This window comes from Clostridium sp. Marseille-Q5894 (assembly GCF_946902305.1).
Classification (GTDB): domain Bacteria; phylum Bacillota_I; class Bacilli_A; order Erysipelotrichales; family Coprobacillaceae; genus Thomasclavelia.
In genome coordinates this window covers 162,745-177,941 of the sequence record NZ_CAMPPT010000007.1, presented here as the reverse complement: position 1 = coordinate 177,941, position 15,197 = coordinate 162,745, and the positions used below count along the sequence as shown (strand labels likewise).

At 30.7% G+C, this 15,197-nt stretch carries 17 protein-coding genes and 1 other annotated feature; of the genes, 3 read left to right on the top strand and 14 right to left on the bottom strand.

The genetic code is table 11. From position 1 onward, the window contains the following. Nucleotide 1 precedes the first annotated feature (1 nt). Nucleotides 2-706: an ATP-binding cassette domain-containing protein gene (locus tag OC535_RS11470; RefSeq protein WP_024721157.1), complete on the bottom strand. Its 705-nt coding sequence runs from the start codon at nt 704-706 to the stop codon at nt 2-4. A gap of 215 nt (nt 707-921) precedes the next feature. Here OC535_RS11470 and OC535_RS11465 point away from each other — a divergent pair, with 215 nt between their 5' ends. Beyond that, nucleotides 922-1,452, top strand: coding sequence for a metallophosphoesterase family protein (locus OC535_RS11465; protein WP_498823881.1), 531 nt, complete (start codon nt 922-924; stop codon nt 1,450-1,452). Here the strand turns inward: OC535_RS11465 and OC535_RS11460 are convergent, their stop codons facing one another. The 10 genes from OC535_RS11460 to OC535_RS11415 all read right to left on the bottom strand — a co-directional run bounded on the left by OC535_RS11460 (nt 1,453) and on the right by OC535_RS11415 (nt 9,054). Next, nucleotides 1,453-1,845, bottom strand: a complete 393-nt coding sequence (locus tag OC535_RS11460) for a hypothetical protein (protein WP_498823880.1) — start codon at nt 1,843-1,845, stop codon at nt 1,453-1,455. A 108-nt stretch (nt 1,846-1,953) separates the two neighbouring features. Next, nucleotides 1,954-2,313: a 50S ribosomal protein L20 gene (gene rplT, locus OC535_RS11455; RefSeq protein WP_024721160.1), complete on the bottom strand. Its 360-nt coding sequence runs from the start codon at nt 2,311-2,313 to the stop codon at nt 1,954-1,956. A 23-nt stretch (nt 2,314-2,336) separates the two neighbouring features. Next, complete coding sequence (rpmI, locus tag OC535_RS11450) at nt 2,337-2,531, bottom strand: 50S ribosomal protein L35 (protein ID WP_004608985.1); 195 nt, start codon at nt 2,529-2,531, stop codon at nt 2,337-2,339. 17 nt (nt 2,532-2,548) lie between these two features. Beyond that, complete coding sequence (gene infC, locus OC535_RS11445; protein ID WP_034595347.1) at nt 2,549-3,103, bottom strand: translation initiation factor IF-3; 555 nt, start codon at nt 3,101-3,103, stop codon at nt 2,549-2,551. Between the two features lie 6 nt (nt 3,104-3,109). Then, nucleotides 3,110-3,232 (bottom strand) — a sequence feature (ribosomal protein L20 leader region). Nucleotides 3,233-3,414: 182 nt separating this feature from the next. Beyond that, nucleotides 3,415-4,260 carry an RluA family pseudouridine synthase gene (locus OC535_RS11440; RefSeq protein WP_227052750.1) on the bottom strand — a complete coding sequence of 282 codons (846 nt, stop codon included), beginning with the start codon at nt 4,258-4,260 and terminating at the stop codon, nt 3,415-3,417. Continuing rightward, nucleotides 4,253-4,555: a heavy metal-binding domain-containing protein gene (locus tag OC535_RS11435; RefSeq protein ID WP_024721163.1), complete on the bottom strand. Its 303-nt coding sequence runs from the start codon at nt 4,553-4,555 to the stop codon at nt 4,253-4,255. Before OC535_RS11435 ends, OC535_RS11440 begins: the two co-directional genes overlap by 8 nt. 54 nt (nt 4,556-4,609) lie before the next feature. Continuing rightward, on the bottom strand, nt 4,610-6,559 hold the full coding sequence (locus OC535_RS11430) for a P-type ATPase actuator domain-containing protein (protein ID WP_498823879.1): 1,950 nt from the start codon (nt 6,557-6,559) through the stop codon (nt 4,610-4,612). 57 nt (nt 6,560-6,616) lie between these two features. Beyond that, on the bottom strand, nt 6,617-7,141 hold the full coding sequence (locus OC535_RS11425; protein ID WP_498823878.1) for a GNAT family N-acetyltransferase: 525 nt from the start codon (nt 7,139-7,141) through the stop codon (nt 6,617-6,619). Continuing rightward, nucleotides 7,138-7,329, bottom strand: coding sequence for a hypothetical protein (locus OC535_RS11420; RefSeq protein WP_264467744.1), 192 nt, complete (start codon nt 7,327-7,329; stop codon nt 7,138-7,140). Before OC535_RS11420 ends, OC535_RS11425 begins: the two co-directional genes overlap by 4 nt. A gap of 138 nt (nt 7,330-7,467) precedes the next feature. After that, complete coding sequence (locus OC535_RS11415; RefSeq protein ID WP_227052747.1) at nt 7,468-9,054, bottom strand: peptide chain release factor 3; 1,587 nt, start codon at nt 9,052-9,054, stop codon at nt 7,468-7,470. 262 nt (nt 9,055-9,316) lie between these two features. On the opposite strand from OC535_RS11415, the gene OC535_RS11410 reads away from it, so the two are divergent. Further along, nucleotides 9,317-9,826, top strand: coding sequence for a GNAT family N-acetyltransferase (locus OC535_RS11410; protein WP_227052746.1), 510 nt, complete (start codon nt 9,317-9,319; stop codon nt 9,824-9,826). 154 nt (nt 9,827-9,980) lie between these two features. On the opposite strand, the gene OC535_RS11405 is transcribed toward OC535_RS11410, so the two are convergent. The 3 genes from OC535_RS11405 to OC535_RS11395 form a co-directional block, all read right to left on the bottom strand. Next, the gene (locus OC535_RS11405; protein ID WP_498823877.1) at nt 9,981-11,213 is read right to left on the bottom strand and encodes an aminopeptidase; all 1,233 of its coding nucleotides are present in this window, start codon (nt 11,211-11,213) and stop codon (nt 9,981-9,983) included. 77 nt (nt 11,214-11,290) lie between these two features. Beyond that, a complete protein-coding gene (locus OC535_RS11400; RefSeq protein ID WP_498823876.1) occupies nt 11,291-13,516 on the bottom strand; it encodes a tetratricopeptide repeat protein in 2,226 nt (741 codons plus the stop codon). A 47-nt stretch (nt 13,517-13,563) separates the two neighbouring features. Further along, nucleotides 13,564-13,908: a PTS sugar transporter subunit IIB gene (locus OC535_RS11395; protein ID WP_024721171.1), complete on the bottom strand. Its 345-nt coding sequence runs from the start codon at nt 13,906-13,908 to the stop codon at nt 13,564-13,566. Between the two features lie 87 nt (nt 13,909-13,995). On the opposite strand from OC535_RS11395, the gene OC535_RS11390 reads away from it, so the two are divergent. Then, complete coding sequence (locus tag OC535_RS11390) at nt 13,996-15,192, top strand: FtsW/RodA/SpoVE family cell cycle protein (RefSeq protein WP_498823875.1); 1,197 nt, start codon at nt 13,996-13,998, stop codon at nt 15,190-15,192. The last annotated feature ends 5 nt before the right edge of the window (nt 15,193-15,197 follow it).

Here is a 15,197-nt window from a genome sequence, read left to right as displayed (position 1 = left end):
ATTACCACTCAATTTCTGCTATCGGTTTAGGATTTTCATTTAGACTCATCGATGCTACCTGCCCATTTTTCAAATGAATGATCCGATCTGCCATTGGTGCCAAAGCACTATTATGAGTAATGACGATCACTGTCATCGTATATTTATCACACATCTCTCTTAACAAGCCTAAAATTGCTTTACCGGTTTGGTAATCTAAAGCCCCTGTTGGTTCATCACACAACAATAATTTAGGATTTTTAGCGATAGCTCTTGCAATCGCCACTCGCTGTTGTTCACCACCTGATAATTGGGCTGGAAAGTTATTAGTTCTATCTTCCAAACCAACTCTTTTTAACACCATTTTTACATCTAAAGGATTTTTTGATATTTGTGTTGCCAGCTCAACATTTTCAAGAGCTGTTAAATTTTGAACTAAATTATAAAATTGAAAAACAAACCCGATATCATCTCTACGATATTGTGTCAACTGTTTTTCATCATATGCTGCAACATCTTTACCATCAACAATGATTTTGCCACTAGTAGCCTTATCCATTCCACCAAGCAAATTTAAAATCGTCGTTTTTCCAGCTCCTGAAGGTCCTACAATAACAACAAACTCACCTTTTTCAATCTTAAAATCAACACCATTTGATGCATTGATCTCAACATCACCAACTTTGTATATTTTTTTTACGTTTTCAAAAACAATGAAGCTTTTCACTAGCATCACTACCTTTCTTTTTCGACATTATAATTATAACATGAAATAATTATTGTTTAAAGAAACCAACTTTGGATCAATTTTTATTTTTATAGGAATTTTAACATTTAAATGTTAAAATTATATTAATGAAGCGTTTTCTTAATAATTTTGTTGATTGATATCAAATCATAACAATTACCAATGCTTTTAATAACTACATAAGGAGATACAAAATGAAGATAATGATCTTGTCTGATTCTCACACAATGCCTAAAGAGGATCTAATAACTTTGCTTAAACATAGCCGTGCTGACTATTATATACACTGTGGTGATATTTATACATCCTATGACGGCCTTGGTTTAAATAATTTTTATTTAGTTAGAGGAAATAACGATTTTAATAGAAACATTCATGATGAAATATTTATTACTATTGATAATCTCAAATTTTTTGTTACACACGGTCATCATTACAACGTTGACTATGACCTTGACCATCTTTTTAATACTGGTGAGAAAAAAGGTGCCGATGTCATATGTTTTGGACATACCCACAGTCCTTTTATCATTAATAAAAACAACATCACCATGATCAATCCCGGTAGTGTCTGTTATTCACGGGGAAAATATCGTGCCCCAACTTATTGCATCTACGATACCCGAAATAAAAAAACTGTTTTTTATGATGTCACTACCCTTAAACCATGTAATCCTTTTAGCACTTCAAAAAAAGAACCATTTTTTAAAAAATGGTTCAAATAATCAATACTCCTGCAATTCCTTTTTCAAATCCTCAATATAACGTTCTTCAAATTTATCAACATTCATAAATTTACCTAAAAATGATCGAGGTTCAAAATAAAACAACAAGTACAATCTACAACCACCATTTTTCAACGGTGCAAACTGCCCACACCAATGTCCTTGATAATTATCATTTTGAACATTATATTCAAGCTGAATATTTTTATGATAATCAGTTATTTTAATTTTAGTATTCCTGCCCTTGCGATCATATTCTATATATTCATTATCACTGATTTTTTCCACTTTTGATAAATCACTACGCCAAGAACAATCGCTCATATTAGTTACAGTTTCAAACACTTTTTCAACATCACTTTTAAAATCAACTGTCATCTCCACACGTTTCATTTTTATCCCTCCAAAAATCATAGTTTACATCAATTTCATTATAACATATTCACATCTTTAAAAGTGTTCACTATGATAAAAAGACTGTTGGATCCAACAGTCTTTTTATTATTTTTCTAATGCTTTTTTAGCAGTGTTGACAATTTCAGTAAATCCTTTTGGATCACAAATTGCAACTTCTGATAACATTTTACGGTTAATTTCAACGTTAGCTAATTTTAATCCGTGCATTAATTTAGAATATGAGATATTATTTAATCTTGCAGCTGCATTAATACGAGCGATCCATAATTTTCTCATATCTCTTTTTACTTGTCTTCTATCTCTATATGAATAAGCTAATGAATGCATAACTTGTTCATGTGCTGTTTTATATAATGTATGTTTAGAACCAAAATATCCTTTGGCTAATTTTAATACTTTTTTTCTTCTACGTCTTGTAGTAAATCCACCTTTTACTCTTGCCATTTATATATTCCTCCTATTTAAAACTATTTACATAATCTTGATTTAATTCTCTTATAATCAGAAGCATGTACTAGAGTTGCTTTAGCTAAATGTTTCTTTTGTTTATGAGTTTTGTTATGAGATAAGTGTGATACGTAAGCATGACTACGTTTTAATTTACCACTACCTGTTCTTTTTAAACGTTTTTTTAGACCACTATGTGATTTCATTTTTGGCATAATAAATTCCTCCTAAATTATTTTTTCTTTGGCGCAATTATTGCAGTTAAAGTTCTACCCTCAAGCTTAGCTGGTTTTTCAATCTGACCAACCTCAGCACACTCAGCTACGAAGTCATCAATAACTTTTTTACCAAGATCCATATGAGCTAATTGACGTCCTCTAAATCTAATTGCCACCTTAACTTTATTACCTTCTTCTAACCATTTTAACGTTCTCTTTAATTTTACATTCTTATCATGAACATCAATAGTTACAGATAATTGTGTTTCTTTTAATGCAACAACTTTTGAATTTCGTTTCATTTCTTTAGCTTTCTTTTGTTGTTCAAAGCGATATTTACCAAAGTCCATGATCCGACATACCGGCGGTTTTGCATTTGGTGCAACACACACTAAATCAAGACCTTCGTTATAAGCAATATCAATCGCTTGATTACGAGACTTCACTCCTAATTGATCACCATTTTGATCAATTACTAAAACTTCTTTGAAACGAATTTTCTCGTTTACCAACTCATCTGGTTGTTTTGGTTTTCTGTTATCAAATCTGCTAATAAAAGCCACCTCCATTTTAGTAGTTTAAATAAAAAGTGAGCACACTAAGCGCCCACACATATTGACAATAAGATAATTATCTTAGTGACATTTGCCTATCGACATCATCAATCAGGCGAGAAGCAGGCACTTCTTCTTTCCACTACTTTTCATTTTCTTGTATAGAATAGCATTTTAATTCAATAAAGTCAATAATATTTTAAAATTTATTCATCTTCTTTTATTTGTAAATATTTAAATGCCCCTATGACTGTAAATCCTAATAAAACCATAATTGTAAACATCCTATCACCATTATATTATATGTTCAATTATTCGTTTTATTCCTATTTATAAACTAAACATTTTTTAAAAACTTCCGGCATTGCTGCTTTAAACTCCATTTTTACCTTTGTATCAGGATGTACAAATGCAAATACATGACTGTGCAATCCCATCCTTTTTAATGGATTAGTTGCAGCACCATATTTTTTATCACCAACGATGCTATGTCCTAAATACTGCATATGTACTCTAATCTGATTTTTACGTCCTGTATCTAAGAAAATTTCCAGCAGCGAATTATAACGAGACTCTTTTAAAACTTGATAATTAGTAATTGCTAGTTTCCCTTTTCTATGATTAGAAACATAGACCATCTGTGTTTTACTTTCATCCAAATAATTTTTTATTTGACCTTTCTTTTTATCTAACTTACCTTCAACGATTGCCAGATAACCACGTTTATATACAATCTCATTCCAGTTGTTTTGCAGTTTATTTTTGATTATTTCGTTTTTAGCAAACATCAAAACACCTGATGTATCTTTATCTAAACGATGAACAACAAATACTTTTGCCTTGTTATTTTTACTCTTCAAATATTCACCAACTAAATGATATGCGGTTTTCTCTTTTTCATTTCCACCAGCAATACTTAACAGTCCCGAAGGCTTATTAATTACAATTAATTCATCATCTTCATAAAGAATATCTAAATTTGTTTTTGAAAAACTACCTTTACCAACAACAATTTCATCACCTTTTTTTAATTGATAATTAAATTGGCTCGTTACTATTCCATTTACTTTAACCTGCTTATATTTTAATAAATTTTTAGCGTTCTTCTTACTATAATGATTCAACAAAAATTCAATTAATAAAATATCTTTTTCAATCAGATATTTATTCATTTATTTCTTCCGCCTTTACTGCCATCCCAGAAACTTGACATTCAATCATATTATTACCCAAATTAGTTGTCGTAAAGCGAACATTAACGATTGCTGTTGCATGTCTTCTCAAAGCATGTTCAACTATTATTGATGTTGCTTCTTGTCTAGTAATATCTAATAATTGTTCAATATTTGTATTATCATCAGTTTCTAAAGCCTTATTCATCACTTTACTGCCAAATACAATTCCTAAATTTTTAGTTATTTTATAACCTGGTAAATAATCCATTGTACATATTTCAACCATCTTCATACAATTCTCTTCCCCTTATTTTTATCTATTCAAAGTCAGCTTAAAACACCCTGCTTATTTCATATCAACAATTCGATGAGTATTTAATAAAACTACTATCTCCTCTACCAAATAAATCACTAATGCCAGCCACCAAGGCAATATACCTTTTACAGCTATCATCATCATAATAAAATTAATCAATAATCCGACAAATATATTTTCAAATGTAACTTCTTTTTGTTTTTTAGATATCATAAATGTTTCAATAACCGTATTTAAATCCGAATTCATCAACATAATATCACTATTTTCAATAACTCTTTTATCTTTTATACCACCACGGCTAATTCCTACATATGCTTTTTGCAACAGAGCAATATCTTTAGAGTTATCCCCAATATAAGCAACTGGGCCATCTACTCCTGCTCTTTCCATAATTTCTAACTTCTCATCCACAGTTAAATTATTATGGATCTTATACTGATCATCTTCCAAATCAACCGGACCATCATTAAAAATAATCAAATCTAAACGCAATTTAGATAACTCAGAAAATAAATTCATCTCCTCTTCAGTTACTTCAACACCATCAAAACGATCATAAATAACAGTTCGACAAGAGTTTAACGCATCTAGCCCACTATTTTCTTTTATTACAATATTTTTTGAAAAAGCTTTAGCGACTCCTGATAATACCGCAAACGATGAAACTTGTTTGTAAGCAAACGAACCAGAAATAGTCAATAAAATCGTTCCTAAATAAATAAACTTGAAATTATTTTCTAGATCAATAAATGGAATGATCGTTGCACAAATTATTCCTGAAGCAACTAAAAAAACAGTATATACTTTACAGATCAGCTCTACTATTTTATGGGTTCTAGAAGAATTAACTGGTGCCATCATCGCAATCTCTAAGATCTTGTTCATAGCACTATGATCATATGTATATAAAATTTTGATTCGTAGAGTTCCCGTAATATTAACACTACCGCTTTGAACCTCACTGCCAACAGTTACTTTTTCTAAAATATCATTACCGTTGATAGCAAACATATCAATATCACTTTCACCAGAAATAACCTTTCCCCCAAGAGGAATTGTTTCTCCTGGCATAATAGTAATAATATCACCAATATCAATATCCTCTAAAGAAACCATTTCATACTCATTTTCTTTTATTTCTCGTCTTCCTAACTGAACTGGATTTATCTCATTATTTATTTTTCCCATCGTTAAACTGATAAGATGTAATAGTAGCCGTTCACTTATTTGAAAAATCAATGAAACTATCAATGTTTCAACATAAGCCCCATATACCCAGCCAAATAAACAAGCTAAATTAATAGTTATATTTTCACTTAAAAAATGTTTAACTTTCAAATCTTTATAAGCTCTACGTAAAATATTTTCATTAAAAATAATCAATCCTACTAACCAGGCAAGATTTGTTATAATACTTGGATCATTTCTCGTTACCAATCCTAAAGCCAGTGCAACAAACAAAACAGCAATTTTAAACATTCTCTTTAAATATTTTTCTTGAAACAAATCTTGAGATTTAAACGGTTTTTTCCATTGTTCCACATCTATATTAGGATTAACTTTATCTACTAAACGATTCAATCTTACCAAAATATTTTTCTGACTAGTTGTCACTTTAAGTAATTTATTTGTAAAATCAAGAGTTACATTTTCATATGCCGAATAGCGGGAAATTACTTCCTCAATTTCTTTAGCTTCTTCTTCTGTTTCCAAATTAGTAAACATAAAGATGTATTCCATTTTACTTTCCGAAGCAACGAATTCACGCTTACGTGAATTGATTTCCTCTTTTAATACTAGATCAGGATAATTATTTTTCAAAACTTCATGAACATTATCTGGATTTTCACAATAAAAAGATATTCCTGTTTTACCAATCTTGATTCTTGAAACTTCTTCCATTCCATTCAATAATAAACTTATTTCATTTAATTTATGATTATCATTTATATTATCAACATAGAAATTACGCGCCATAGTAATCTCCTTTCTAATTGATTTTTATTTTATCATATCTATTCTAAAAAGCCAAACCTATATGTTTATTCCATAAACATATTTTAAAATTCGGGGATAAAAAATTTCAAATTCATCTTCTGTTATCGCTTTAGGATAAGACATTAAATGAAAATATAAACAGTGTTTCAAATTACGCACCGGCAAAACGCAATAATCATATTGATTATTTAAAACAAGTCCACATTTTTGATAAAACGCTATTCTCCGAATACTTTGTTCATCTTCAGGATACTCAACCTCTAAAATCACCATCGCATCAACCATTGCTATAAAGTGTTTCAACATTTTACTTCCTAAACCTTTTCCCTTATGATCACCATCAATAGCAAAATAATCAATAAAAACAAATTCATTACTAAGATAATAAGACAATATCCCAATCATTTTATTATTATCTATTAAAGTCAGTACTTTAAAGGCACCTTTATTAAAAGTATCCTTCATATATTCATAATCCTTAATTTCTTTTCTTGGAAAATTATTTAAAATAATATTATAAAAATCATCAAAATCCTTTAATTCTAAATCTTTAAAGATCATCTTTTTATCCCTTTCCTTTTCATCAATACAAAATTTTCTTCAAATTCTTCTTTAGTACAAGAAAGATCAAATTCCTCACCATAAATCTTATAATTGATTTGTAGTTGACCACTATCCCTAATCACACAATCATAAATATGCCCTTTGGTAAACAAATCCCGCTTTTCTTTACCAATAACGATATTCATCGTTTTAATACAGCGGCAAACTCGCCGCTTTCCTATATTTGCGATAGTAATCACCTCTTTTCTTTTTTATTATAACATTTCTAAAACCAATAAAACAATAAACATAAAAAGTCTAGATGATCTAGACTTTTATCATAGCTAATTTTTACTAAATTCTAACAGCTCTAAACCAGGGTTCTTTTCACTTGCCCAGCGTACACCCCAATCATTTGTAAACAACAATAAATATTGTCCTTTTAAATCCTGAACTTTTTTGGTATCACTAGATAAATTTAACGAATTTAAATCACAGCTTGCTTTTACCCAGCGAATATATTGATAAGGTAAAGGCTGTTTAATGATTTCAACATTATATTCATTCTTTAAACGATGCTCTAATACTTCAAATTGCAGTACCCCAACTACACCAACGATGATTTCTTCCATTCCACCACCTAGTTCAGTAAAAATCTGAATTGCTCCTTCTTTAGCAATTTGCTCAACACCTTTTACAAACTGTTTTCTTTTCATCGTGTCTTTATTGCGAATCAGCGAAAAATGTTCAGGTGCAAATGTTGGTATTCCTTCAAACGCAAATTTTGCTTTACCCGTAGTAATCGTATCACCAATAGAAAAGATTCCTGGATCAAAAATACCAATAATATCTCCAGCATAGGCCTCATCTACTTCCTGACGTTCATCGGCCATTAACTGTTTTGACTGATTCAATTTAATTTTACGACCACCTTGGTAATGATAAACTTCCATTCCTTTAGTAAACTTACCAGAACAAATTCTAAAAAACGCCATTCGATCACGATGTGCCTTGTTCATATTAGCTTGAATCTTAAAAACAAAAGCACTGAAATCTTCACTAAATGGATCAATTATTTTTTCTCCCGTACTACGTGGCAATGGTGGCGTCGTCATTTCTAAGAAATGTTTTAAAAATGGTTCAATTCCAAAATTAGTTAAGGCTGAACCAAAACAAACCGGTGAAAGTTTCCCCTGACGAACCTTTTCTAAATCAAAATTATTACCAGCCATATCTAATAACTCAATATCTTCTTGTAATTTATTATATAACTCTTCATCTAATTCATTAACTAACTCAGGATCATCAAACTTCATAACTTTAGTATCTACTTCTTTACGCCCGCCATCAACCGGAATAAAGCGGATCACTTCTTTATCGTTACGTTCATAGACCCCTTTGAACTCTTTTCCCGAACCGATCGGCCAATTGATAGCACATGTATCAATTCCAAGTTCTTGTTCAATTTCTTCCATTAATTGATATGGATCCTGGGCTTCACGATCCATTTTATTAATAAAAGTAAAAATAGGAATATTACGCATCGTACATACCTTGAATAATTTACGTGTCTGATCTTCGACACCTTTACTAGCATCAATTACCATTACTGCACAGTCTGCTGCCATTAAAGTACGGTATGTATCTTCTGAAAAGTCCTGGTGTCCTGGAGTATCCAAAATATTGATACAAAAACCATCATATTCGAATTGTAATACTGATGATGTAACAGAAATCCCTCTTTGTTTTTCAATTTCCATCCAGTCACTAGTAGCATGTTTACTATTTTTTTTACCTTTAACACTACCAGCTTGTTGGATTGCTCCTCCATATAATAAGAATTTTTCTGTTAATGTCGTTTTCCCTGCATCAGGATGGGAAATGATTGCAAATGTTCTTCTTTTTTCTACTTCTTTAATAAATTCACTCATCTTAATGTCTCCTTGCAAACTTAAATAATATAGATTAATCCTGATTTTGTCAACCTAAACTTGACTTCTTATCATTTAAAACAATATATCAATTAAATATCTTTTTTTGTAGAAAGAGAGTATCTAACTTATCATGATCATATAACTCAATATTCAAAATGACTAATTATTTCCATTTGAATACTATTTGTTGAAAAGTAATATGAATATATATTTTTATATGACAATCATCCATGCTATAATAAAATAAGTGAGGTGCAATATGTTTATAAGACAAGAAGAGATAAAAGATTATAAAATTGTATATTCCGTGATAAAAAAAGCCTTTAGTTGTGCTCAACACACAGATGGAAATGAGCATAATTTAGTAGATGCATTAAGAAGCAGTAAAGCTTTTATTCCCGAATTATCTTTAGTTGCTGAAATAAATGGAAAGATCGTCGGACATATAATGTTTACAAAGGCAAATATTGATAATAATGTAGTTTTAGCATTAGCTCCATTATCTGTTTTACCTGAATATCAAAAAAAAGGTGTAGGAACTGCTTTGATCAAAGAAGGACATAAAATTGCGAAAAAATTAGGTTATGGATATTCAATCGTATTAGGCAGTGAGAAATATTATCCAAAAACAGGCTATTTACCAGCAAATAGATTTGGTATAAAACCATCTTTTGATGTACCAGAAGAAAATTTTATGGTTTATAAAATAAACAAAGATGCTTTTAATATTCATGGAATTGTCAAGTATGCAAAAGAATTTGGAATTTAATAATTAAAAAAATGATTTCTACAAACATTAAATTTTAGGTTTCCCAGTGATAAAAAGCACTAAACATTTTTAATATTATATAATATCAAAAATAGGCAAAATATCTGCCTATTTTTTTACTTATATAAACACTATTATTTAAGATCCATGCTATTTAAAAAGCAAAATTTCCTGCTTCAAAAATAATTACTTCCTGATCATCATTGGTTTTTCCAATGATTCTTAGATCTTTTGTCCCAATCATAAAATCTACATGTGTTAAAGAATCGTTAACCCCTTTTTCTAACAGCTGTTCTTTAGTCATTGTTAAACCATCTTTAAGACATTCGCTAAAACCTTTACCAATCGCCAAATGACAAGAAGCATTTTCATCAAACAAAGTATTGTAGAATAATGTCTTCATATTTGATATTGGTGAATCATAAGGAACCAACGCTATCTCCCCTAAATAATGACTACCTTCATCTATTTCTATCACTTCTTTTAAAACTTCTTTACCAATCTTAGCATCATAATCTATGATCCGACCATCTTTAAATACCAATTTAAACTCTTCAATTAAATTCCCATTATAATTAAGCGGTAAAGAGCTATATACGACACCATTTGTTCCTTTATAATTAGGACTTGTAAAAATTTCTTCAGTTGGCATATTTGCAAAGAAATAAACACCATCAACAGTATATGAACCACCACCAGCAAATAAATAACCTTTATTTAAACTTACTGTTAAATTTGTTCCTAATGAATTAGTATAAACCAAACTTTTTAAATTAAGCTGATTTAAATAATCAACTCTTCTTTCAAAACTTTTTCGATGTTCATCCCAAGCAGCAACCGGATCATCACAATCAACTTTCACCGCTTTAAAAATAGCATTCCATAAAGCTTCTAAAGCCTCACTATCTGACATATCTGGATACACTTTATTAGCCCACTTCAACGAACTAGCTGCCACAATACACCAGGTATTGACCCCTAGATCCAAACTATCATAAAACGGTTTACAAGCAGTCGCTACACTTTTAGACCATAAAGCTATCTTTGCCGGATCAATTCCTTTAAGACCTTCGGGATCATCGCTATGAATAGTTAAAAAGGCAGCATTTTGAGCAGCATAATCATTTCTAAATTCCTTAAACCAGGCTGGTACTTTACCAAATTCATCTTTTGTTACATATTCATATTTATAACGTGATACTATTTCATCATGATATTTGACCACAACTTCCTTGGCACCAGCTTCATAAGCTTGTTTTGTAATTAATCTAACTAATTCAGCACTTTCAACCGGAGCATCAATTACTACTATTTGGTTTTTTTGAACGTTTAATCCCGACTTTACAATTAATTTAGCATATTTCAATAACTTTTCTTTAAATGACATATTATTCCCTTTCTATATTTATATTTTATTAATCATATTTTACCACTATTTTCAGCCTTTAACAAAATAATACCGCACTACTTTAATTTATTCAACTCATCAATAGCATCAAGCGATCCTAAATCAGCTGCTTTTTGATAATACTTTAAACCTCTTTCAAGATCTTTTTCGATTCCATCACCATAATAGCACATATAGCCAGCCATAAAACTCGCTTCACGATAATCTAACTCACTAGCTCGACAGAACAATTCAAAAGCCTCCTGCTTATTAATGCTTGTTCCAATCCCATAAAAATAGCATCGTCCCAAATTATAAATTCCTGGTGCATAATTATTACTTGCTGCTTTTAAATAACAATTAAACGCCTCATTGAAATTTTTTTCTGTACCTATTCCATTTTCCAAATAAATACCATACATATTTAATGCTGGTACATATTCATAATTAGAAGCTATCTGTAAATATGTAAAAGCTTTTTTTACATCTCTAAAAACTACTTTTCCTTCATCTAAATATAAAGCCATTCGATACATCGCTCTAATGTCATTTTGATTTATTGCCATCTTATAATAAGTAATAGCTTTTAAATCATCATGATATGCAGGAACCTGTTCATAAATCAGCCCTAAATTATACATTGCTGCCACATAATTCAAATCTGCTGCCTGCTGATAAAAATCAATAGCTTTTTCAAGATCAATTTTTCTTCCCTTTCCTTCTTCATACGCTAATCCAACATGATATAATCCAGGAGCATAATTAGCTTTAGCAGCCTGCATATATAAATCAAAAGCATACTGATGATCGCATTTTACTCCTTCACCATGATCGTAAAGATAACCTAAATTACACAACGCTCTTGGATAACCTGCTTCACTAGCTAAACGATAATAATAAACAGCCGCCTTTAAATCAACTGCAGTTCCAATTCCCATTTCATAACAATATGCTAAATTACACTGTGCCGCAGGATAATTTAATTTAGCCGCCTCACCATATAATTTAACAGCTAACTCTAAATTTTTTTTCACTCCAAAACCACTTTCATAACAATATCCAAGTGCTACCATAGCCTGAACATCCTTTTGTTTACACGCTTGACGATACCAATATGTACAGCGATAAGCAGCATTTTTTATTTCCGGATGATTTTCATAAAAATAGCCTAACCAAAATTGCCCTCGTGCATAATTCAAATGAGCTGCTTGTTTATAATAGCGACGCGCTTTTTTTAAATCCATAGCGACTCCCTGCCCCAATTCAAAACAAGTCGCCAACGATACTAATGCTGGAGGATAATTATTTTCACTTGCCTGGTAATACCAGTAAACAGCTTTAACAAAATCCTGTTTTGTTCCTAGCGCACTTTCATAACAATGACCTAAGCGATACTGCGACTGTACATGACCTTGATTAGCCGCTTGTTCATAACATTTGAATGCTCTTTTATCATCTTTATCAATTCCTTCACCAAATTCAAGACATGTTCCTAAACTATATAAAGCTTCACTATATCCAAGTTTAGCTGCTTTAAGATAATACTCTACTGCCTGATGCAAATCTGCTTTAACACCGCGACCATACTCATAGCAGTAACCTAAATTACATATCGCTCTAGGAAAATCTGCCTTGGCACCTTGAAGATACAAATTAAAAGCTTTTTGATAATCCTGCTCAACACCTATTCCAAATTCATAAAAGTAAGCCAAATTACAAATAGCAACAACATTATTATAACTCGCTGCTTTTTGATAATAATGTGCTGCCAGCGTATCACTTGGTTCAAGACCCAAACCTCGTTCATACATATATCCAATAACACAGATACAGTCACTGTTATCAAGTTCTTCACCTTTTTCAAAATATTTTAAAGCTTCTTGATACTCATGACGATCAAATAGTTTTAATCCGATCTTATATAATAATCTACCGCTTAAATCATCAAGTTCACCTGCAATATCTTCATCTTCTTCCATCAATATACATAGATCTATACCAATGATATCCCCTTGATTATACTCAATTAAATATTGCTCATATTCAAAAAAATCATTTTGTAACGATTTTTGATTATCTTTAAAATTATTTCTAATATCTTCTACTCTTTTTTCTAATTCTTTTATATTATCATTTTGATCATACACAGTTATCACATTTAAATAAGCGGTTCTTTTTTCATTAGCATATGACTGATGCTTTAATTTTATCAAACATTCTTGATTATATACATCTATTATTTCATCAAAAAGCCATTGATCAAACAAAGGCTCATAACTTTTTATTCGATCCTTTATATCCATAATTACCTCCATATCTATAAACAAATAAGCAGATATCACCAATCTGCTTAACTCCCATTAATTATATTCGATATTTCTTTTGAATATTTACCCAAAATAGCACTAACTTTATTTGTTGTCTGAACAATTCCTGATGCACCTACAGCCTTTAATTTTTCCAAACTAACAAGACTATCATCTTTTACAAAAAAAGTAATTTTAGAAGACGTCGCAACTGTCTCTTTAATATTAGTTCGACCGCCTACAGCTTCCATAATCATATTTATATCTACAGGAATATCACTTGCTTTAACTTGTTTTGGCTGTTTATTTTTTATGACTTTTAAAAAGATAACAGCTAGAACAATTACCACAATTAAAGCAACAATTCCGTAAAATAAATAATCATTCATTAACATCTACCCCCTATTAATTATTATTTAATTATAGTATACTATATCAAGATAGAAAAAACTATCTTTTTTATAAGGAGGGATTTTGTGGAAGAAAAAGAGAAATCCGTAATTTGCTGGTCCTTGATTGGTTTATTATTATTACTTTGTTTTATTAGCTGTCTAGGAATTAAAAGTGCAACTCCATTAATTACTAAAGGAAATCCCAGCACCTACTGGTTAAAACAACTTATATTTTATGGAATATCTTTTACATTAATGATTGTTGTCTTTAAAATATCAAACGATCGTATTTATTCCTCTATGTGGATCATATACGGCATTTTGGTAGTTTTACTCGTCGGCCTGGCTATAGAACACTTTTTGTTCACCCATTTTGGAATTAGAGTAATTCCTCTAGCTAAATACACCGGTGGCGCAACATCCTGGTACAAATTACCCGGTTTTGATCTCCAGCCTTCGGAATTTATGAAAATCATTTTAGTGGTTGTCATGGCTGATATTATTGATAAACATAACAATAAATATCTTGTTCACAATTTACATAATGACTGTTTATTAATTGGTAAGATTTTAGCTGTTTCCATGCCGCCATGTATCTTAGTTTATTTACAAAATGATGCAGGGGTCACAATGATCATGCTAGCCTCAGTTGTCTTTATTATGTTTATGTCAGGAATCCAAGCCGGCTGGTTTGTTATTGGAGGAATAGTGGTCGCTATTATTATTGGGATCATGGTTTATATTTTCCTATATGAACATGAGTTATTTGTTAGTCTAATGGGTGGCGATCATAAATTAGGACGTTTTTATGGCTGGATCGATCCTGAAGGAACTTATGGTGATCAAGGTTATCAGTTGTTTAATGCTTTATTATCTTATGGTACTGCTGGTTTATGGGGCCATGGAATGGAAACGGCATTAGTTAATTTACCAGAAGCCCAAACTGACTTTATCTTTGCAATAATTGCCTTAAGCTTTGGTTTTTTTGGTGGTGGTCTTACAATTTTAATCATCTGTATATTTGATATATTATTGATTAGAATTGGTTTTAGAGCAAAAAATAATCGTGATAAATATTTTACTGCTGGTATTTTTGGACTTCTGATCTTTCAACAGGTTTGGAATATTGGAATGGTTCTTGGACTTTTCCCAATTACCGGAATTACCCTGCCGTTTTTATCATATGGTGGTTCATCATTGCTTTCATATATGATTGCAATGGGAATTTTCTTAGATATAGAAAAGCAGACTAGAATAATCGAAGGTAAGAAAAGATATTAAAAAAA